The organism is Pseudomonas sp. TH15, from assembly GCF_016651105.1.
Lineage (GTDB): Bacteria > Pseudomonadota > Gammaproteobacteria > Pseudomonadales > Pseudomonadaceae > Aquipseudomonas.
The window spans coordinates 1,414,173-1,432,393 of record NZ_JAEKEL010000001.1 but is presented as its reverse complement, the minus strand read 5'-3'; the positions used below and the strand labels follow the sequence as shown (position 1 = coordinate 1,432,393).

Below are 18,221 nucleotides of genomic sequence, written 5' to 3'. Positions count from 1 at the left end.
ACTTACGCCGCAAAGCGCGAGTCCCTGCCGTTTTGGGAACCTTGGTACAGGCAGGCCGGGGATTCCCTCTTTTATTGCTCTCGGAGATGGATCTCCAGCCGCCAGCGGTCATCGACCTCGCTACCGGCCCACTCGCCCAGCAGTGGCCGCGCCGCCAGCACCGTCAGCAACAACCCACCATCACTCGCTCGCGTACGCCAATTGACGTCCTTGCCGTTGAGCTTGAGCTGGCCTTTCTGCGCCTTGCCCTCGGCCTGGAACAGCAGCGCCACCGTGCCATCGATGACTTCGCCATGCAGCTTCGGCGCATTGTTGAACCACACCACCAGCCCGTCGCTCGTCACGTCGACCTGCTGCAATTGGCTGGGGTCAGGCGTGGTCAGGCGACCAATCATCAGGCCGACCATCACCCCGACAATCGCCAGCGAACCGATGACCCGCGGGAATAGTTTCGAACGGTTGTCCACGGGCGGCGTAGAATGCCGCTCATCTTTACCTTCGGAGCCGTGCATGTTTCACGTCATCCTTTTCCAACCAGAAATTCCGCCGAATACCGGCAACGTTATCAGGCTGTGCGCCAACAGTGGCTGCCACCTGCATTTGATCGAGCCGCTGGGCTTCGAGATGGACGACAAGCGCCTGCGCCGGGCCGGCCTCGATTACCACGAGTACGCCACCCTGCAACGCCATGCCGACCTCGCCAGTTGCCTGGAAAGCCTCGGTCATCCACGGCTGTTCGCCTTCACCACCAAGGGCTCGCGGCCGTTTCACGACGCCAGCTTCGCCGAGGGCGATGCGTTCCTGTTCGGCCCGGAAAGCCGTGGCTTGCCAGCCGAAGTGCTCGACGCCCTGCCCGGCGAACAACGCCTGCGCCTGCCGATGCGCGAAGGCTGCCGCAGCCTGAACCTGTCGAACACCGTGGCCGTCGCGGTGTATGAAGGCTGGCGTCAGCTCGGTTTCAAGTAACACACATAACAAATGTGGGAGCGGGCTTGCTCGCGAAGAGGCCATAACATTCAACATCATCGTTGACTGTTACACCGCTTTCGCGAGCAAGCCCGCTCCCACATTGGACTTGCGTTGACTCAGGACCGTTTACTGAACGGTCGGAGTCTCGCCAGCCGCCTGCATGCGTTGCAGTTCTTGTGCGTACAGTGCGTCGAAGTTCACCGGGGCCAGCATCAGGGCCGGGAACGAACCGCGGGTCACCAGGCTGTCCAGGGTTTCGCGAGCGTACGGGAACAGGATGTTCGGACAGAACGCACCCAGGGTGTGGCTCATCGAAGCGTCGTCCAGATTCTTGATCAGGAAGATCCCGGCCTGTTGCACTTCAGCGATAAACGCCACTTCGCCGTTTTCACCGTTTTTCACGGTCACGGACAAAGTCAGCACGACTTCGTGGAAGTCGCCTTCCAAGGCCTTTTGACGGGTGTTCAGATCCAGACCGACGCTCGGTTCCCACTGCTGGCGGAAGATCGCCGGGCTTTTCGGGGCTTCGAAGGACAAGTCACGTACGTAGATGCGCTGCAAGGAGAATTGCGGTGCGGTTTCTTCTTCGCTAGCTGCAGTGTTCTGTTGGTCAGTCATCTCAGATCCTTTCTGATCTTTGGTCTTTTAGGGATTGCTGTTCTTGGGTGCTTAAGTCAGGCCTTGAGCATGGCGTCGAGCTTGCCGGCGCGCTCAAGGGCAAACAAATCATCACAACCGCCAATGTGGCGCTCGCCGATCCAGATCTGCGGCACGGACGTACGCCCGGCCTTCTGAGCCATGGCGGCGCGCACCTGCGGCTTGCCATCGACCTTGATCTCTTCGAAGGCCACGCCTTTGTTCTCGAGCAGGTACTTGGCTCGCGAGCAGTAAGGGCAGTAATCGCTGGAGTAGACGACGACGTTGCTCATATCACTTCACCAGCGGCAGGTTGTCGCCTTTCCAGCTGGAAATCCCGCCGGACAGCTTGGCGGCGGTGAAGCCGGCTTTCAAGAGTTCGCGAGCGTGAGTGCCGGCAGTCTGGCCTTGGGCATCAACCAGGATGATGGTCTTGGCCTTGTGCTTTTCCAGTTCGCCGATGCGAGCGGTGAGTTTGTCGTGAGGAATGTTCAACGCGCCAACGATGTGGCCAGCGGCGAAATCCTTGGTCGAACGAATGTCGATCACCACGCCTGCGTCCTTGTTGACCAGCCCGGTCAGCTCGCCGGTGCTCAGGCTGCGGCCGCCGCCTTTCATCTCATGGGCGATCAGCAGAGCCAGCAGAACAACGAAAATACCGGCCAGCAAATAGTGGGTGGTGGCAAATGCAATCAGGTGATCAAGCATTTAAGGTGGTTCCAGGGCGTTAAAAGTGGGCCAGTATACACAGCCCCTATGGTGGGCCAAACCCCGTCCGGCGGTGACGCGGTCGGAACTTCGCTTTAAACTGCCACTCCCTTTTCCATCGCCCTCTTTTTAACTCAGCCACGAGTGGAATCCATGACTACCACGCCTAAACCTTTGGTCCTGATCATTCTCGATGGCTTCGGTCACAGTGAGAGCCACGAAGCCAACGCCGTGTACTCGGCCAAGAAGCCTGTCCTGGACCGTCTGACCGCTACCGTACCGAACGGTTTGATCTCGGGCAGTGGCATGGACGTCGGCTTGCCCGACGGCCAAATGGGTAATTCCGAGGTCGGCCACATGAACCTCGGTGCCGGCCGTGTGGTGTATCAGGACTTCACCCGCGTGACCAAATCAATCCGCGACGGTGAATTCTTCGAGAACCCGACCATTTGTGCCGCCGTGGATAAAGCCGTGGCTGCCGGCAAAGCCGTGCACTTCATGGGCCTGCTGTCCGATGGCGGCGTTCATAGCCACCAGGATCACCTGGTCGCCATGGCCGAACTGGCCTTCAAGCGCGGCGCCGAAAAAATCTACCTGCACGCCTTCCTCGACGGTCGCGACACACCGCCGAAAAGCGCCCAGTCGTCCATCGAACTGCTCGACGCAGCGTTCCAGGCCTTGGGTAAAGGCCGGATCGCCAGCATTATCGGCCGTTATTTCGCCATGGACCGCGACAACCGTTGGGATCGCGTCTCCCAGGCCTACAACCTGATTGTCGACGGCAATGGCGAATTCAACGCCGCCACCGCCCAGGAAGGTCTGCAAGCGGCCTATGAACGTGGCGAGAGCGACGAATTCGTCAAAGCCACTTCCATCGGCGAGCCGGTGAAAGTCGAAGACGGTGACGCCGTGGTGTTCATGAACTTCCGCGCCGACCGTGCCCGTGAACTAACCCGCGTGTTTGTCGAAGACGGTTTCAAGGAATTCGAACGGGCTCGCCAGCCGAAACTGGCCGGTTTCGTCATGCTGACCCAATACGCCGCCAGCATTCCTGCGCCTTCGGCCTTCGCCGCCGGCAGCCTGGAAAACGTGCTGGGCGACTACCTGGCGAAAAACGGCAAGACCCAACTGCGCATCGCCGAAACCGAGAAGTACGCCCACGTGACCTTCTTCTTCTCGGGCGGTCGTGAAGAACCGTTCCCGGGCGAAGAACGCATCCTGATCCCGTCGCCAAAAGTCGCCACCTATGACTTGCAGCCAGAGATGAGCGCCCCGGAAGTCACCGATCGCATCGTCGATGCCATCGAAAACCAGCGTTTTGATGTGATCGTGGTCAACTACGCCAACGGCGACATGGTCGGCCACAGCGGCGTGTTCGACGCGGCAGTCAAAGCCGTTGAATGCCTGGACCTGTGCGTCGGCCGCATCGTCGATGCCCTGGAAAAGGTGGGTGGCGAAGCGCTGATCACTGCCGACCACGGCAACTGCGAGAAAATGTCCGACGAAGAAACCCACCAGGCCCACACCGCTCACACCACCGAGCCGGTGCCGTTCATCTATGTCGGCAAGCGTGACTTCAAGGTTCGCCATGGCGGCGTGCTGGCGGACGTGGCGCCGACCATGCTGATGTTGATGGGCCTTGAGAAACCGAAAGAGATGACGGGTACTTCGATTCTGGTGTAATCGGTCTATCAAACACCGAAATACCCTGTGGGAGCGGGCTTGCTCGCGAAAGCGGTATGTCAGTCGACATCAATGTTGAATGACATACGCCTTCGCGAGCAAGCCCGCTCCCACATTGGTTTTGGGTGTTTTTCAGGCCAGTTATCACACAGTCCGAAATGGGCATTTTTTTTGCGGCGCTTGCCGGGCATACTAGGCCGTCCCTTTCCCTGGTATCACCCGCCTCTATGCTTCGCGTCCTGATAGCCCTCGCTCTGACTTGCCTGCTCCAACCGGCCTTTGCTGACGAGCGCGCGCAAACCCAACAACAGTTGGACGCTACGCGTCAGGACATTGCCGAGCTGAAAAAACTGCTGGGCAAGCTGCAGGAAGAAAAATCCGGTGTGCAAAAGGACCTCAAAGGCACCGAGACCGAGATGGGCAAGCTCGAGAAGCAGGTCGACGCGCTGCAAAAAGAGCTGAAGAAAAGCGAATCCGAGCTACAGCGACTCGATGGTGAGAAAAAAAAACTCCAGAGCGCGCGCATTGAACAGCAACGACTGATCGCCATTCAGGCCCGAGCGGCCTACCAAAACGGTCGTCAGGAGTACCTCAAGCTGCTGCTCAACCAGCAAAACCCGGAAAAATTTGCCCGCACCCTCACTTATTACGACTACCTGAGCCAGGCCCGCCTGGAGCAGCTGAAGAATTTCAACGAAACCCTGCGCCAACTGGCCAACGTCGAAAAAGACATTTCCATGCAGCAGGCGCAGTTGCTGGTACAGAAAAGCAGCCTCGACAGCCAGCGTGACGAACTCGACAAGGTCCGCCAGGAACGCCAAAAAGTCCTGGCCAAGCTCAATGACGACGTAAAGGCTCGCGATCAGAAGCTCGCCACTCGCGAGCAGGATCAGGCAGACCTGTCTAAAGTCCTTAAAACCATCGAAGAAACCTTGGCCCGCCAGGCCCGTGAGGCAGAAGAAGCGCGACAAAAAGCGCTGATCGCCCAGCAGGAAGCCGAAAAAAAGCGTTTACGTGAGGCTCAGGCTCAGGCAGATGCCACCACCGATGCCCCACGCAAACCCGCTAAATCGACACCCGGCGCGCTGGTTTCAAGTTCTGGCGAGACCTTTGGCGGCGCATTTGCTTCAGCCCGCGGCAAACTTCCATGGCCAGTTGATGGTCGACTGTTGGCACGCTTCGGCGAAAGCCGCGGCGACGATGCCCGAACCAAGTGGGACGGCGTAATGATCAGCGCCTCCGCCGGCAGCCAGGTGCATGCCGTGCACGGTGGCCGCGTGGTGTTTGCCGACTGGTTGCGCGGTGCCGGGCTGCTGGTGATTCTGGACCACGGCAACGGTTTTTTGAGTCTTTACGGTCACAACCAGACGCTGCTCAAGTCTGCGGGTGACGTGGTTAAAGCCGGTGAGTCCATCTCCACTGTCGGTAACAGTGGCGGGCAGGACACACCAGCGCTGTATTTTGCAATTCGTCAGCAGGGTCACCCGAGTGATCCAGCGCAATGGTGCCACGCGCAAGGATAGGCGTTGAGTCACCTACATTAGGAGTTCGTTCGACATGCTGCATTTGTCCCGCCTTACCTCGCTGGCCCTGACGATCGCCCTGGTGATCGGCGCGCCTCTGGCGTTTGCCGCTCAGCCTGCCCCGGTAGCGGCGCCAGCTCCTGCACCTGCGGGCACGGCTGCGACCACCAAGGCGCCATTGCCGCTGGAAGAGTTGCGCACCTTTGCCGAGGTCATGGACCGGATCAAGGCTGCCTATGTCGAACCGGTAGACGACAAGACCCTGCTGGAAAATGCCATCAAGGGCATGCTCAGCAACCTCGATCCGCACTCCGCCTACCTGGGCCCGGAAGACTTCGCTGAACTGCAGGAAAGCACCAGCGGCGAATTCGGCGGCCTGGGCATCGAAGTCGGCGCCGAAGACGGTTTCATCAAAGTGGTTTCGCCAATCGATGACACCCCGGCTTCCAAAGCGGGCATCCAGGCCGGCGACTTTATCGTCAAGATCAACGGCGCCCCGACTCGCGGCCAGAGCATGACCGAGGCCGTGGACAAGATGCGCGGCAAGCTCGGCCAGAAGATCACCCTGACCCTGGTTCGCGATGGCGGTACGCCGTTCGACGTGACCCTGGTCCGCGCCACCATTCAAGTGAAGAGCGTCAAGGCTCAGCTGCTGGATTCGGGCTACGGCTACATCCGCATCACCCAGTTCCAGGTCAAGACCGGCGAAGAGGTTTCCAAGGCCCTGGCCAAGTTGCGCAAGGACAACGGCAAGAAGCTCAACGGCATCGTCCTCGACCTGCGTAACAACCCGGGCGGCGTGCTGCAAGCGGCGGTTGAAGTGGTCGATCACTTCATCACCAAGGGCCTGATCGTCTACACCAAGGGCCGCATCGCCAACTCTGAACTGCGCTTCTCTGCCACCGGCAAAGACGAAAGCGAAGCCGTGCCAATGGTCGTGCTGATCAACGGCGGCAGCGCCTCGGCGTCGGAAATCGTCGCCGGTGCCTTGCAGGATCAGAAACGCGCAGTGCTGATGGGCACCACCAGTTTCGGCAAAGGCTCGGTACAAACCGTGCTGCCGCTGAACAACGACCGCGCCCTGAAGATCACCACCGCACTGTACTTCACGCCGAATGGTCGCTCGATCCAGGCCCAGGGCATCGTGCCGGACATCGAAGTGCGCAAGGCCAAGATCACCAACGAGCAGGATGGCGATTACTTCAAGGAAGCCGATCTGCAAGGTCACTTGGGCAATGGCAACGGCGGCGCCGACAAACCGACCGGTTCCGGCAGCAAAACCAAAGCCAAAGCCATGCCGCAGGATGACGACTACCAACTGGCCCAGGCCCTGAGCCTGCTCAAAGGGCTGAGCATCACCTCCGGCCGCTGAGATGCGCCTGCGGTTTTTCCTCGTCCTGTTGTGCTGTCTGGCGGGTGCTGCTCACGCAGATCCCGCCAAGTCATCGCCTCACAAGGCTTACCTGACACTGATCATCGATGACCTGGGGCAAAACCTGCCCCGGGATCGTCGCGTGCTCGCCCTGCCCGGCCCGGTGACCACGGCGATCATGCCCGACACACCCCATGCCGCCGAATTCGCCCGCGAAGCCCATCGTGCCGGCAAGATCGTCATCCTGCACATGCCCATGGACCCGGCCACCGGCCCCTTCGCCTGGCATCCTGACCTTCCCCTCGATGAGCTGGAAAAACGCCTCGACGCCGCGTTCAAGGCTGTGCCCTATACCGCCGGCATCAACAATCACATGGGCAGTCGCATGACCGCTCAGCAACCGGCCATGGCCTGGCTGATGGCGGAGCTGCAGCGTCGGCACAAGTTCTTCGTCGACAGCCGAACCAGCGCGCAGACGGTTGCAGCGGCCGAGGCCCAGAAGATTGGATTGGCCAGCGTTTCGCGGGATGTGTTTCTCGATGATGAGCGCACAGAAGCCGCGATCTTCACTCAGTTACAGACTGCGATCAGCCTCGCGCACAAGCAGGGTTCGGCGGTGATGATCGGGCACCCATATCCGCAGACGCTGGCGGTGCTGGAGCGGGAGTTGCCGAAGCTGAAGGCTCAGGGCATCGACTGGATTGATATCAAGTTGATGATCAGCGTGCGCAGCAATAAGGCGATGGCTGGGCATGGAAAGGATGGGGTGTACCGGTAATCTGCCACGCCTCGCTCCCACAGGGTTTTGTGTGGAGCCCGGTTTGTTGATGGGTCCTAGAGATACTTCGCCATGATCTCGTCCACCACACCTTCTTTGCGCAACTGATCCAGCGCCGCTTGGAGCTTGGCAACGGTTTCGTCCGGCACATCCTTGTTCAGCGCCAGGTACAACTCGGCGCTGTTGAACCGCAGCACAGTCTTAAGCCCCGTCACGCCGTCCTGTCGAGCCAGGTACCGCCCCGCCGGATCGCCTGTGGCCCACAGATCAATCTGGCCGTTGACCAGCTTCTTGGCGTTGTCCTGATCCCGCAGCACCACAATCGGCTTCAGCCCTTGCTTGGCCAACGTCTCGGCAATCGCATCACCCTTGTAGGCGCCGATCTTGTACTTGCGCGCCTGTTCCAACGTTTCGAGGGTGATTTTGCTGTCTGCCTTGGCCAGCATGATCCAGTCGTCCGGACCGATAGGGCCGACCCATTTGAAGAGCTTCTCGCGGTCCGGCAGCCGCGCCATCACGAATACGCCGTAACCGGGTTTTTCGAGGGCGATCTTGTAGATTCGCTCCCAAGGGAAACGTAGCGTCAGGCTGTAGGTGATGTTGGCGCGCTTGAACATCTCGCGGACGATGTCCACGGCGATGCCATTGATGTTCTCGTCTTGAGCAAAGTTTTTGCCATTCATCGCCATGTTGTACGGCGGGAAGTTTTCGGTCAGCAGCACCAGGTCGGTGGCAGGACTTTCTTCAGCGTGGGCTGCATTGATGAGCAATACAGAGGCGCTGGCGAGGACGAGAAGAAGACGTTTGAGCATGTCGGGCTACCGGAATCCATGGCGTGCCCAAGAGTGCCTTGAGCCCGCCATGCTGTCCACTGGCCTGTATGTTTAGCGCATCACGATTCCGCGATGAGCCATGTAGGCCTTGGCTTCCTGCACAGTGTATTCGCCGAAGTGGAAAATACTCGCCGCCAGCACCGCACTGGCGTGGCCTTCGAGGATGCCGTCGGCCAGATGCTGCAAGTTGCCGACGCCGCCGGAGGCGATCACCGGAATACCCAGCGCATCGCTGATCGCGCGGGTGACACCCAGGTCGAAGCCGTTTTTCATGCCGTCCTGGTCCATGCTGGTCAGCAGGATTTCACCGGCACCCAGGCCTTCCATCTTCTTCGCCCATTCAACGGCGTCGAGACCGGTCGGTTTGCGGCCGCCGTGGGTGAAGATTTCCCAGCGCGGGGTTTCGCCCGGCAGTGAAACCTTCTTCGCGTCGATGGCGACGACGATGCACTGCGAGCCGAAATGCTGCGCGGCTTCGCCGACGAACTCCGGGTTGAACACCGCGGCGGTGTTGATCGAAACCTTGTCCGCGCCGGCATTCAGCAAGTTGCGAATGTCCTGCACGGTGCGCACGCCACCGCCGACGGTCAGCGGGATAAACACCTGGCTGGCCATGCGCTCGACGGTATGCAGCGTGGTGTCGCGGCCATCGACGCTGGCGGTGATGTCGAGAAAGGTAATCTCGTCGGCACCCTGCTCGTCGTAGCGGCGGGCGATTTCCACCGGGTCACCGGCGTCGCGGATGTTCTCGAACTTGACGCCCTTGACCACCCGGCCGTTGTCCACGTCCAGGCAAGGGATGATGCGTTTGGCCAGCGCCATGGTCAGTCCTCAGCCTTTGTACGAATCGCAGAAAGCTTGCGCTTCAGCGACGTCGAGGGTGCCTTCGTAGATCGCCCGGCCGGTGATCGCGCCGATGATGCCTGGCGCCTTGGCGTCGAGCAGCGACTTGATGTCACCGAGGTTGTGAATACCGCCGGACGCGATCACAGGAATACGCGTGGCAGCGGCCAGCGCCGCGGTGTACGAAACGTTGCAGCCCTGCATCATGCCGTCTTTGGCGATGTCGGTATAAACGATCGCGGACACGCCATCAGCTTCGAACTGCTTGGCCAGGTCGATGACCTGAATGGTGCTGATTTCGGCCCAGCCGTCGGTGGCGACGAAACCGTCTTTCGCATCCAGACCAACAATCACTTTGCCCGGGAACGCGCGGCAAGCTTCAGCAACGAAGGCCGGATCTTTTACGGCTTTGGTGCCGATGATCACGTAGCTCACGCCCGCTTTGACGTAGTGCTCGATGGTTTCCAGGGAACGGATACCGCCGCCGATCTGGATCGGCAGGTTCGGGTAGCGCTTGGCGATCGCGGTGACCACTTCGCCATTGACCGGCTGGCCTTCGAAGGCGCCGTTCAGGTCGACCAGATGCAGACGGCGGCAACCACCCTCCACCCACTTGGCAGCCATGCTCACCGGGTCATCGGAGAACACCGTGGAATCTTCCATGCGGCCCTGGCGCAGACGAACACAGGCACCGTCTTTGAGATCGATAGCGGGAATAATCAGCATCTGGCAAACCTTCAAATTCGATTGTTCAGCTTCGCTCGAAAATCAGTTTTTCTCGAGCGCCCACAGGTCGCTTTCGATGCTTTCGAACCTTTCTTTAAGGTGCGTCTGCACATCGAAAATCGCCCTGTTGTAATAGTGCGGCGCAATTTCGCGGGTAAACAGCTCAAGGATTTCCCCCGCTTCGAACGAACCCAGGTCCAGTTCGAAACGATCCTCCATGAACCGCTTGATCTTGTGATTCGCCTCGTTCTCCTGCTCAGGAGTGAGGGTCAGGATCGGCGGCTTCTTCTTGACGGCCATTTACCAGCGACCATCCCACGCGGCGAAGTTCTGCAGCAATTGCAGGCCATGGGTATGGCTCTTCTCCGGGTGGAACTGCACGGCGAAACGCGAGCCATCGGCCAGCGCCGCAGCGAAATCGACACCATAGTGACCGCCACCCACCACTTGCCGCGCATTGCCGGCAGCGATGTAGTAGCTGTGCACGAAGTAGAAACGCGCCAGGTCCGGAATGTTGTGCCACAGCGGGTGATCCACCGTCTGCTTCACTTCGTTCCAGCCCATGTGCGGGACTTTCAGGTGTTCGCCGTCTTCATGCAGGTCTTTGCCGAAGAACTTCACCGCGCCCGGGAACAGGCCGATGCAGTCAACGCCTTCGTTCTCTTCACTGCTGTCGAGCAAGGCTTGCATGCCGACGCAGATGCCGAGGAACGGACGGTCCTGGCTGACTTCACGCACCAGCGAGTCGAAGCCCAGGCGACGGATCTCCGCCATGCAGTCGCGAATCGCGCCGACGCCGGGGAATACCACCCGGTCGGCTTCGCGAATCACATCGGCATCGCTAGTGATCAAGACCTTGCCGGCACCGACGTGCTCGAGGGCCTTGGCCACCGAGTGCAGGTTGCCCATGCCGTAATCGATAACCGCGACCGTCTGCATTACAGAACGCCTTTGGTCGATGGCATCTGACCGGCCATGCGGTCATCCAGCTCTACAGCCATGCGCAGGGCGCGGCCGAAAGCCTTGAACACGGTTTCGATCTGGTGGTGAGTGTTGGTGCCACGCAGGTTGTCGATGTGCAAGCTGACGAGAGCATGGTTGACGAAGCCCTGGAAGAATTCCTGGAACAGGTCAACATCGAAGCCGCCAACGGTGGCGCGGGTATAGGGAACGTGCATCTGCAGGCCAGGACGGCCGGAGAAGTCGATCACCACGCGCGACAGCGCTTCATCGAGCGGTACGTAGGCGTGGCCGTAGCGACGGATGCCTTTTTTGTCGCCGATGGCTTTGGCAAAGGCCTGACCCAGGGTGATACCGACGTCTTCCACCGTGTGGTGGTCGTCGATATGCAGGTCGCCCTTGCTGACAATATCCAGGTCGATCAGCCCGTGACGGGCGATCTGGTCGAGCATGTGCTCAAGAAAAGGTACACCGATATCAAATCGGGCCTTTCCGGTGCCATCCAGGTTGATCGAGGCTTTGATCTGGGTTTCCAGAGTGTCGCGCTCGACAGACGCCTTACGTTCGGCCATCACCAGCTCCGCAAAATCATTGGGCGAAAAAGGCAGCCATTATAGGGGCGCGGGCGCCAAACAGAAACACGATACGTGATATCCCTGACGGACAGACCCCCGTGCTGTCGGGGATAGACATGTCCGTACAACCATTTTGCAGAACACACAAAACAAATGTGGGAGCGGGCTTGCTCGCGAAAGCGGTGTGCCAGGCAACATAGATGTCGACTGACACTCCCTCTTCGCGAGCAAGCCCGCTCCCACAGGGTTCGATGCTATGCAGGGCTGACCTGGGCCTCTCAGGCTCAGGCCAGCCCGGACAACATCTTAGTGGAACAGTACTGCTGTTTTCTGCAGGGTCACCCAAACACCCCACGCCAACGGAATACCCACCACCAACCACGCAGCAATCGCCAACGGCTTGCTGCCCGGCGCGGCCTTCCACTCCAGCACAGTGCTGCTGTCAGCACCCTTGTCGTGGCCCAGCGCCTGTTCGGCAGCCAGTTGCGCGTCGGTCATAAAGTACTTGTCGGCCACCGGGCGAACCAGCAGGTTGCACAGGAACCCCAGCACCAGCAGGCCCGCGAGGATGTACAGCGTGATGTCGTAAGCGGCAGCACGTTCAACGCCGATGCTCAGCTGATATTCACGCAGGTAGTTCACCAACACCGGCCCCAGCACGCCCGCCGCCGCCCACGCGGTCAGCAGACGACCGTGGATCGCGCCGACCATTTGCGTACCGAACAGGTCCGCGAGGTAGGCCGGAACAGTCGCAAAACCACCGCCGTACATCGACAGGATGATGCAGAACGCCGCTACGAACAGCGCAACGTTACCCAGGTGACCAAGGTTCGGGATCAGTGCGTACAGGGCAAAGCCCAGGGCGAAGAACACGAAATAGGTGTTTTTGCGGCCCAGGTAGTCGGAGAACGATGCCCAGAAGAACCGGCCACCGATGTTAAACAGGCTCAGCAACCCCGTGAAACCGGCCGCAATGGCCGCGATGGAAGCCAGTTGCCCGGCGTCCAGCTGACCGAATGGCAGGTCAACACCGATCAATTTACCGCCAAACACTTCCTGCAACAGCGGCGAAGCCATGCCGAGAATGCCGATACCGGCGGACACGTTCAGGCACAGCACCAGCCACACCAGACGGAATTGCGGGGTTTTCCACGCCACGTTCACGTGGACATGACGATGAGTGATCATCGCGTTCGCCACTTTTTTCGCCGGAGCCGTCCAGCCTTCAGGCTTCCAGCCGGTTGGCGGAACGCGGTAGGACAGTGCGCCACCGATCATGAACACGAAGTAGATCGCGGCCATCACCAGGAAGCTCTGCCATACGCCCACGCCAGTTGGCGAAGCAAAATGGCTCATCAATGCCGCAGCCAGCGGAGCACCAACCATCGCGCCGCCACCGAAGCCCATGATCGCCATGCCCGTCGCCATGCCGCGCTTGTCCGGGAACCACTTGATCAGGGTCGAGACCGGCGAAATGTAACCCAGGCCCAGGCCGATACCGCCAATGACCCCGGAGCCGATCCACATCAGCCAGATCTGGTGGGTATAAATCCCCAGCGCCGAAATCAGCAAACCGCCGCACCAGCACAGTGCCGATACAACACCAGCCTTGCGTGGCCCGGCATGTTCCAGCCAGCCACCCCAGATCGCTGCCGAGCAGCCGAGGAAGATGAAGAACAGGGTGTAGATCCAGCCGAGCATCGAGATCGGCCAGTCGCATTGAGATGAGAAAACTTGCGAGATGAAGCTCATGTCCGGCGCGCAAGCGACTGGAGCGGTCACGCCCAGGGCTTTGGACAGCGGCAACCAGAACACCGAGAAGCCGTAGGCCATGCCGATGCAAAGGTGGATGGCCAAAGCGGCCGGTGGTACCAGCCAACGGTTGAAACCGGGCTTGGCGATGATGCGTTCCTTGGACAGGAACGCGGGCTGGCCGGCCTTGAGGCCGTCCGCCGTTATGCTCGTGCTCATTCTGTATCCCCCAATTATTAGTATGGTTCGCCAGCCACTCTTCACCCACAGCCTTTATGCACGCAGGCATGACCGTTTTTTGGGTGAAACCCGTTTGGGCGCGATGTTCAGTCGCAGAAGGACGGACGAACCGGCAGAGGTTACCATTTGCTCGTGACAGAAAAACCAAACTGACATCACCTTTTGTATGTCATCTGTTCTCCTCCCTGTTGGAACGGCGGGAGGCTGCGATCTTTTGATCCTGTTTTTTTAAAATCAAAATCAAAAGATCGCAGCCCGCGGCAACTCCTACGCAGGGCTTTTCCTACGGAGCCACCATGCCAGTCATCGTTGAGACGCTTGCAGACGCCACTTACCAGGATCAGCAAGACCTGCAAAAGATCTACCGCGATGCGCCGCACTGGCTGTTTGCACCGTTTGCCGGTGACGTGCAGTTGATCGAAGGCTGCCTGCGGGACGGCTCACTGATTGCCGGGCGCTTCAACGATCGGCTGCTGGGCGCCGGACGCCTGCAACGTCAACCGAACGTCTGGCATTTGTCGCAAATTTGCGTGCGAAAAATCACCCGTCGCCGTGGCGTGGCAGAGCGGTTGGTGAACGAAGCGCAGAAAATGGCGTCGCAATCGGGCGCGACATTACATTTGCTAGCGCCTGCCGGGCACCTGGAAGCCCAGGCACTGGCGGCCAAACTGAACGTGCCATTGGATGTACTGCCGACATGAACTGACCGGTCGTCAGTTTTGGGGCGCTATACTCCCCGGCTATTTTTCGAATTCGACTAACTACAAGGACTCGCCCATGAAAGCGTTCGGCAAAATCCTGGGTCTGGTACTTCTCGGGCTGTTGCTGATCATTGTGGCGCTGGGCTTTGCCCTGACCCACCTCTTCGATCCCAACGACTATAAAGACGAGATTCGCCAGATTGCCCGCGACAAGGCCCACATCGAGCTGACGCTCAATGGCGATATCGGCTGGAGCCTGTTCCCGTGGCTGGGCCTGGAATTGCACGACGCCAGCATCGCGACCCTGATCAAACCCAACGAACCTTACGCAGACTTGCAAATGCTCGGCCTGTCGGTTCGCGTGCTGCCGCTGCTGCGCCGTGAAGTACAGATGAGTGACGTGCGCGTCGAAGGCTTGAACCTGCGCCTGAACCGCGACAAGGACGGCCACGGCAACTGGGAAGACATCGGCAAGCTCCCGCCAGAGCCCAACACTGCTCCAGCTGGCACCCCGCCGGCTGCCGGCGAGCCTGCGCCAGAAGCCCCCGCTGTAGCGGAAAAACCGCCGCAGCCGATCCGCCTGGACATCGACAGCCTGACCGTGAACAACGCGCGGGTTGAATACAACGATGAAAAAACCGGCAAGAACTACAGCGCCGAAAGCATCCAGATGAGCACCGGAGCTGTTCACGATTCGACCAACATTCCGCTCAAACTCACGGCGTTCCTGTCTGCGAACCAGCCTGCGCTGCGGATTCGTACCGAGCTTAACGGTGAGCTGCGCATCGCCCGCGCCCTTCAGCGCTACCAGTTCGAAGACATGAAACTGTCCGGCGAAGTGACCGGCGACCCGCTGCAAGGCAAGACCATGACCTTCGCCGCCCAGGGTCAGGTGCTGCTGGATAAAGCGGCCAACGTCGCCGAATGGACCGGGATCAAGATCTCTGCCAACCAGTTGCGCGCCTTGGGTGAACTGAAGGTCAACGACCTCGACAAGACCCCGCAAATAAACGGCGGCCTGTCGATTGCCCAGTTTGACCTGGCCAAATTCGTCGACAGCATCGGCCAGAAACTCCCGGCCATGGCCGAAGGCAGCCTGAGCAAAGTCGAGCTGGTCAGCCGTCTCGCCGGGACGCCCACCAGCCTGGCGTTCGACAACATCAACCTGAAAGTCGACGACAGCAACTTCAGTGGCCGGATCGCCGTCGAGGACTTCGCCAAGCAATCGCTGCGCGCCACCCTCAAGGCTGACACGTTCAACGTCGATCGTTACTTGCCGCCCAAATCCGCCGAAGCCAACAGCGCCACGCAAGTGCGTCAGGCCGAAGTGGCCAGCACCGAGGCCGATGCCATGGCTGGCGCCGGGACTACACCGCTGCCACCGTCACCGACCAAAGGCGCCTGGAGCACCGAGCGCCTGCTGCCGGTGGAACGCCTGAGTAAACTCGACGTAGATGCCGACCTGACCTTCGGCCTACTGACCCTCGACAAACTGCCCATCCAGAACGCTGCGCTCAAAGCCTCCGGCCAGGGCGGCTTGCTGACCCTCGAAAACCTGCGCGGCGACTTGTACAACGGCAACTTCGAAGCCAAGGGCACCCTGGACGTGCGTCAGCAAGTGCCGGCCCTGAGTATGCAAACCCATATCACCAAAGTGCCGGTGGAAAAGATCCTCGAAAGCCAGGGTAAAAATCCGCCAGTCAAAGGCCTGGTGACGCTCACCAGCGCGCTGACCGGCAACGGCAACAGTCAGAAAGCACTGATCGAAAGCCTCAACGGCAACGCCAGTTTCGTCATCAACAACGGCGTGCTGCTCAATGCCAACCTTGAGCAGCAACTGTGCAAAGGCATCGCCACCCTGAACCGCAAAACCCTCAGCGGCGAACCACGGGGCAAGGACACGCCGTTCCAGGAACTCAAGGGCAACCTGACCTTTCGCAACGGCGTGGCCAGCAATCCCGACATGAAAGTGCGCACCCCGGGCATGACCGTCAACGGTGACGGCGACGTCGATCTGCGGGTGCTGGGCATGGACTATCGCGTCGGCATCATCGTCGAAGGCGATACCAGCGCCATTCCGGATCCGGCCTGCCAGGTCGGCGACAAGTTCGTCGGCATCGAGTGGCCGTTGCGCTGCCGTGGTCCGCTGGAACTGGGAGCCAAGGCCTGCCGCCTGGACAACGAACGCATGGGCCAGGTCGCGGCTAAATTGGCCGGCGACAAGCTCAGCGACAAGATCGACGAGAAGCTTGGTGACAAAGTCAGTCCTGAACTGAAAAACGCATTGAAGGGGCTGTTCAAGCGATGAGAGCCGAGCAGTTTTCATCGGCGGTGCTGGACTGGTACGACCGCCACGGCCGCCACGACTTGCCCTGGCAACAGGGCATCACCCCGTACCGGGTGTGGGTCTCGGAAATCATGTTGCAGCAAACCCAGGTCAGCACCGTGCTGAACTACTTCGACCGTTTCATGGCTTCGTTGCCGACGGTTGAAGCCCTGGCTGCAGCGCCGGAAGACGAAGTGCTGCACTTGTGGACGGGCCTGGGCTACTACACTCGCGCACGCAATCTGCAGAAGACCGCGAAGATCGTCGTCGCTGAATACGGCGGCGAATTCCCCCGTGATGTGGAAAAGCTTGTCGATCTGCCGGGCATCGGTTTGTCCACGGCCGGCGCCATCGCCAGCCTGAGCATGGGCCTGCGGGCGCCGATCCTCGACGGCAACGTTAAACGGGTCCTGGCGCGCTTTACCGCGCAAGAGGGTTATCCGGGTGAGCCGAAGGTCGCCAAACAGCTCTGGGCGAACGCTGAGCGCTTTACACCGCATGATCGAGTCAACGCCTACACCCAGGCGATGATGGATCTGGGCGCCACGCTTTGCACTCGCAGTAAACCGAGCTGTCTGCTCTGCCCGCTGGAAAAGGGCTGCGAAGCGCACATGCTCGGCCTGGAAACCCGCTACCCGATCCCCAAACCGCGCAAAACCGTGCCACAGAAGCGCACGTTGATGCCGATGCTCGCCAACGGCAAAGGTGCGATTCTGCTTTACCGGCGGCCTTCCACGGGCCTGTGGGGCGGTTTGTGGAGCTTGCCGGAACTCGACGACCTCGACGACCTGCAACATCTGGCCACGCAGCACTCGCTGGAACTGGGCAGCCAACAAGCGCTGCCGAGCCTGGTCCACACCTTCAGCCACTTCCAGTTGTCCATCGAACCCTGGCTGGTCCAGGTCCAGGAGTCCGGTCATCACGTGGCCGAGGCTGACTGGCTCTGGTATAACCTCGCCACCCCGCCGCGCCTGGGCCTTGCCGCCCCGGTCAAAACCTTGCTCGAACGCGCGGCCGCCGTATTGAACGCAGGAGAGTCGTCATGACCCGCACCATCATGTGCCGCAAGTACAAAGAAGAATTGCCAGCCCTGGAGCGCGCCCCGTTCCCGGGCGCCAAAGGTCAGGACATTTTTGACCACGTCTCGGCCAAGGCCTGGGCCGACTGGCAGAAACACCAGACGCTGCTGATCAACGAAAAACGCCTGAACATGATGAACGCCGAAGATCGAAAATATCTGCAGGGCGAAATGGACAAGTACTTCTCCGGCGAGGAATACGCCAAGGCCGAAGGCTACGTTCCGCCGGCTGAATAATCCCGATATTTCGGGGGTCGGAACGTAAGCGACGGTAATAATTAAAATTTTTTTGAAAACTTTCTTGACGACCCCCTGAAAAACCAGTTTAATGCGCCCCGTTGCCCAGATAGCTCAGTCGGTAGAGCAGGGGATTGAAAATCCCCGTGTCGGCGGTTCGATTCCGTCTCTGGGCACCACCTTTCGTTTTCAGGTGATGCCAAGCACACCTGAAAGCACACAAGAAGCCCGCCTAGTGCGGGCTTTTTGCTTTCTACGGTTCCCAACCGTTCCCTTGTAAG

At 59.9% G+C, this 18,221-nt stretch carries 20 protein-coding genes and 1 tRNA gene; 10 read left to right on the top strand and 11 right to left on the bottom strand.

Annotated elements, in window-relative coordinates:
• Positions 1-71 precede the first annotated feature (71 nt).
• Positions 72-512: a hypothetical protein gene (locus JFT87_RS06565; RefSeq protein WP_201199848.1), complete on the bottom strand. Its 441-nt coding sequence runs from the start codon at positions 510-512 to the stop codon at positions 72-74.
• Here JFT87_RS06565 and JFT87_RS06560 point away from each other — a divergent pair.
• A complete protein-coding gene (locus JFT87_RS06560) occupies positions 511-966 on the top strand; it encodes a tRNA (cytidine(34)-2'-O)-methyltransferase (protein WP_007949025.1) in 456 nt (151 codons plus the stop codon). The genes JFT87_RS06565 and JFT87_RS06560 overlap by 2 nt on opposite strands.
• A 129-nt stretch (positions 967-1,095) precedes the next feature.
• On the opposite strand, the gene secB is transcribed toward JFT87_RS06560, so the two are convergent.
• From secB to JFT87_RS06545, 3 genes are read right to left on the bottom strand one after another with little or no spacing between them, the layout of a single operon-like run.
• Entirely contained in the window at positions 1,096-1,587 is a 492-nt protein-coding gene (gene secB / locus JFT87_RS06555; protein ID WP_027922165.1) for a protein-export chaperone SecB, read from the bottom strand.
• Between the two features lie 56 nt (positions 1,588-1,643).
• Entirely contained in the window at positions 1,644-1,898 is a 255-nt protein-coding gene (gene grxC, locus JFT87_RS06550; RefSeq protein WP_010464569.1) for a glutaredoxin 3, read from the bottom strand.
• 1 nt (position 1,899) lies between these two features.
• Positions 1,900-2,313, bottom strand: a complete 414-nt coding sequence (locus JFT87_RS06545) for a rhodanese-like domain-containing protein (protein WP_201199846.1) — start codon at positions 2,311-2,313, stop codon at positions 1,900-1,902.
• Between the two features lie 153 nt (positions 2,314-2,466).
• Here JFT87_RS06545 and gpmI point away from each other — a divergent pair, with 153 nt between their 5' ends.
• The 4 genes from gpmI (at position 2,467) to JFT87_RS06525 (ending at position 7,669) form a co-directional block, all read left to right on the top strand.
• Positions 2,467-3,996 (top strand): 2,3-bisphosphoglycerate-independent phosphoglycerate mutase, encoded by a 1,530-nt coding sequence (gene gpmI, locus JFT87_RS06540; protein ID WP_201199845.1) that lies wholly within the window; start codon positions 2,467-2,469, stop codon positions 3,994-3,996.
• Between the two features lie 227 nt (positions 3,997-4,223).
• Positions 4,224-5,519 carry a murein hydrolase activator EnvC family protein gene (locus JFT87_RS06535; RefSeq protein WP_201199844.1) on the top strand — a complete coding sequence of 432 codons (1,296 nt, stop codon included), beginning with the start codon at positions 4,224-4,226 and terminating at the stop codon, positions 5,517-5,519.
• Positions 5,520-5,553: 34 nt separating this feature from the next.
• Positions 5,554-6,891: a S41 family peptidase gene (locus tag JFT87_RS06530; protein ID WP_201199843.1), complete on the top strand. Its 1,338-nt coding sequence runs from the start codon at positions 5,554-5,556 to the stop codon at positions 6,889-6,891.
• A 1-nt stretch (position 6,892) separates the two neighbouring features.
• Positions 6,893-7,669: a divergent polysaccharide deacetylase family protein gene (locus JFT87_RS06525; RefSeq protein ID WP_201199842.1), complete on the top strand. Its 777-nt coding sequence runs from the start codon at positions 6,893-6,895 to the stop codon at positions 7,667-7,669.
• 56 nt (positions 7,670-7,725) lie between these two features.
• On the opposite strand, the gene JFT87_RS06520 is transcribed toward JFT87_RS06525, so the two are convergent.
• The 7 genes from JFT87_RS06520 to JFT87_RS06490 all read right to left on the bottom strand — a co-directional run bounded on the left by JFT87_RS06520 (position 7,726) and on the right by JFT87_RS06490 (position 13,577).
• Entirely contained in the window at positions 7,726-8,481 is a 756-nt protein-coding gene (locus JFT87_RS06520; RefSeq protein ID WP_201199841.1) for a substrate-binding periplasmic protein, read from the bottom strand.
• 72 nt (positions 8,482-8,553) lie between these two features.
• The gene (gene hisF, locus JFT87_RS06515; protein WP_007949037.1) at positions 8,554-9,324 is read right to left on the bottom strand and encodes an imidazole glycerol phosphate synthase subunit HisF; all 771 of its coding nucleotides are present in this window, start codon (positions 9,322-9,324) and stop codon (positions 8,554-8,556) included.
• A gap of 9 nt (positions 9,325-9,333) precedes the next feature.
• Positions 9,334-10,071 (bottom strand): 1-(5-phosphoribosyl)-5-[(5-phosphoribosylamino)methylideneamino]imidazole-4-carboxamide isomerase, encoded by a 738-nt coding sequence (gene hisA / locus JFT87_RS06510; RefSeq protein ID WP_201199840.1) that lies wholly within the window; start codon positions 10,069-10,071, stop codon positions 9,334-9,336.
• 42 nt (positions 10,072-10,113) lie between these two features.
• Positions 10,114-10,371: a DUF2164 domain-containing protein gene (locus JFT87_RS06505; RefSeq protein WP_095167374.1), complete on the bottom strand. Its 258-nt coding sequence runs from the start codon at positions 10,369-10,371 to the stop codon at positions 10,114-10,116.
• Positions 10,372-11,010 (bottom strand): imidazole glycerol phosphate synthase subunit HisH, encoded by a 639-nt coding sequence (hisH, locus tag JFT87_RS06500; RefSeq protein ID WP_201199839.1) that lies wholly within the window; start codon positions 11,008-11,010, stop codon positions 10,372-10,374.
• Positions 11,010-11,603, bottom strand: coding sequence for an imidazoleglycerol-phosphate dehydratase HisB (gene hisB, locus JFT87_RS06495; protein WP_003218037.1), 594 nt, complete (start codon positions 11,601-11,603; stop codon positions 11,010-11,012). The genes hisH and hisB overlap by 1 nt, the downstream gene beginning before the upstream one ends.
• Positions 11,604-11,912: 309 nt before the next feature.
• Positions 11,913-13,577, bottom strand: a complete 1,665-nt coding sequence (locus JFT87_RS06490; protein ID WP_201199838.1) for an OFA family MFS transporter — start codon at positions 13,575-13,577, stop codon at positions 11,913-11,915.
• 317 nt (positions 13,578-13,894) lie between these two features.
• Between JFT87_RS06490 and JFT87_RS06485 the strand changes: the two genes are divergently transcribed.
• The 5 genes from JFT87_RS06485 to JFT87_RS06465 all read left to right on the top strand — a co-directional run bounded on the left by JFT87_RS06485 (position 13,895) and on the right by JFT87_RS06465 (position 18,119).
• On the top strand, positions 13,895-14,299 hold the full coding sequence (locus JFT87_RS06485) for an acetyl-CoA sensor PanZ family protein (protein WP_201199837.1): 405 nt from the start codon (positions 13,895-13,897) through the stop codon (positions 14,297-14,299).
• Between the two features lie 76 nt (positions 14,300-14,375).
• Entirely contained in the window at positions 14,376-16,607 is a 2,232-nt protein-coding gene (locus JFT87_RS06480) for an AsmA family protein (protein ID WP_201199830.1), read from the top strand.
• Positions 16,604-17,671 carry an A/G-specific adenine glycosylase gene (gene mutY, locus JFT87_RS06475; RefSeq protein WP_201199820.1) on the top strand — a complete coding sequence of 356 codons (1,068 nt, stop codon included), beginning with the start codon at positions 16,604-16,606 and terminating at the stop codon, positions 17,669-17,671. Before JFT87_RS06480 ends, mutY begins: the two co-directional genes overlap by 4 nt.
• A complete protein-coding gene (locus tag JFT87_RS06470; RefSeq protein WP_008024947.1) occupies positions 17,668-17,940 on the top strand; it encodes an oxidative damage protection protein in 273 nt (90 codons plus the stop codon). The genes mutY and JFT87_RS06470 overlap by 4 nt, the downstream gene beginning before the upstream one ends.
• A gap of 103 nt (positions 17,941-18,043) precedes the next feature.
• Positions 18,044-18,119, top strand: a tRNA-Phe gene (locus JFT87_RS06465).
• Positions 18,120-18,221: the final 102 nt, after the last annotated feature.

Excerpts from the sequence above, each read along its gene's own strand:
- JFT87_RS06560 (WP_007949025.1), top strand. The coding sequence starts at position 511 with ATGTTTCACGTCATCCTTTTCCAACCAGAAATTCCGCCGAATACCGGC.
- JFT87_RS06565 (WP_201199848.1), bottom strand. The coding sequence starts at position 512 with ATGCACGGCTCCGAAGGTAAAGATGAGCGGCATTCTACGCCGCCCGTG.
- secB (WP_027922165.1), bottom strand. The coding sequence starts at position 1,587 with ATGACTGACCAACAGAACACTGCAGCTAGCGAAGAAGAAACCGCACCG.
- grxC (WP_010464569.1), bottom strand. The coding sequence starts at position 1,898 with ATGAGCAACGTCGTCGTCTACTCCAGCGATTACTGCCCTTACTGCTCG.
- JFT87_RS06545 (WP_201199846.1), bottom strand. The coding sequence starts at position 2,313 with ATGCTTGATCACCTGATTGCATTTGCCACCACCCACTATTTGCTGGCC.
- gpmI (WP_201199845.1), top strand. The coding sequence starts at position 2,467 with ATGACTACCACGCCTAAACCTTTGGTCCTGATCATTCTCGATGGCTTC.
- JFT87_RS06535 (WP_201199844.1), top strand. The coding sequence starts at position 4,224 with ATGCTTCGCGTCCTGATAGCCCTCGCTCTGACTTGCCTGCTCCAACCG.
- JFT87_RS06530 (WP_201199843.1), top strand. The coding sequence starts at position 5,554 with ATGCTGCATTTGTCCCGCCTTACCTCGCTGGCCCTGACGATCGCCCTG.
- JFT87_RS06525 (WP_201199842.1), top strand. The coding sequence starts at position 6,893 with ATGCGCCTGCGGTTTTTCCTCGTCCTGTTGTGCTGTCTGGCGGGTGCT.
- JFT87_RS06520 (WP_201199841.1), bottom strand. The coding sequence starts at position 8,481 with ATGCTCAAACGTCTTCTTCTCGTCCTCGCCAGCGCCTCTGTATTGCTC.
- hisF (WP_007949037.1), bottom strand. The coding sequence starts at position 9,324 with ATGGCGCTGGCCAAACGCATCATCCCTTGCCTGGACGTGGACAACGGC.
- hisA (WP_201199840.1), bottom strand. The coding sequence starts at position 10,071 with ATGCTGATTATTCCCGCTATCGATCTCAAAGACGGTGCCTGTGTTCGT.
- JFT87_RS06505 (WP_095167374.1), bottom strand. The coding sequence starts at position 10,371 with ATGGCCGTCAAGAAGAAGCCGCCGATCCTGACCCTCACTCCTGAGCAG.
- hisH (WP_201199839.1), bottom strand. The coding sequence starts at position 11,010 with ATGCAGACGGTCGCGGTTATCGATTACGGCATGGGCAACCTGCACTCG.
- hisB (WP_003218037.1), bottom strand. The coding sequence starts at position 11,603 with ATGGCCGAACGTAAGGCGTCTGTCGAGCGCGACACTCTGGAAACCCAG.
- JFT87_RS06490 (WP_201199838.1), bottom strand. The coding sequence starts at position 13,577 with ATGAGCACGAGCATAACGGCGGACGGCCTCAAGGCCGGCCAGCCCGCG.
- JFT87_RS06485 (WP_201199837.1), top strand. The coding sequence starts at position 13,895 with ATGCCAGTCATCGTTGAGACGCTTGCAGACGCCACTTACCAGGATCAG.
- JFT87_RS06480 (WP_201199830.1), top strand. The coding sequence starts at position 14,376 with ATGAAAGCGTTCGGCAAAATCCTGGGTCTGGTACTTCTCGGGCTGTTG.
- mutY (WP_201199820.1), top strand. The coding sequence starts at position 16,604 with ATGAGAGCCGAGCAGTTTTCATCGGCGGTGCTGGACTGGTACGACCGC.
- JFT87_RS06470 (WP_008024947.1), top strand. The coding sequence starts at position 17,668 with ATGACCCGCACCATCATGTGCCGCAAGTACAAAGAAGAATTGCCAGCC.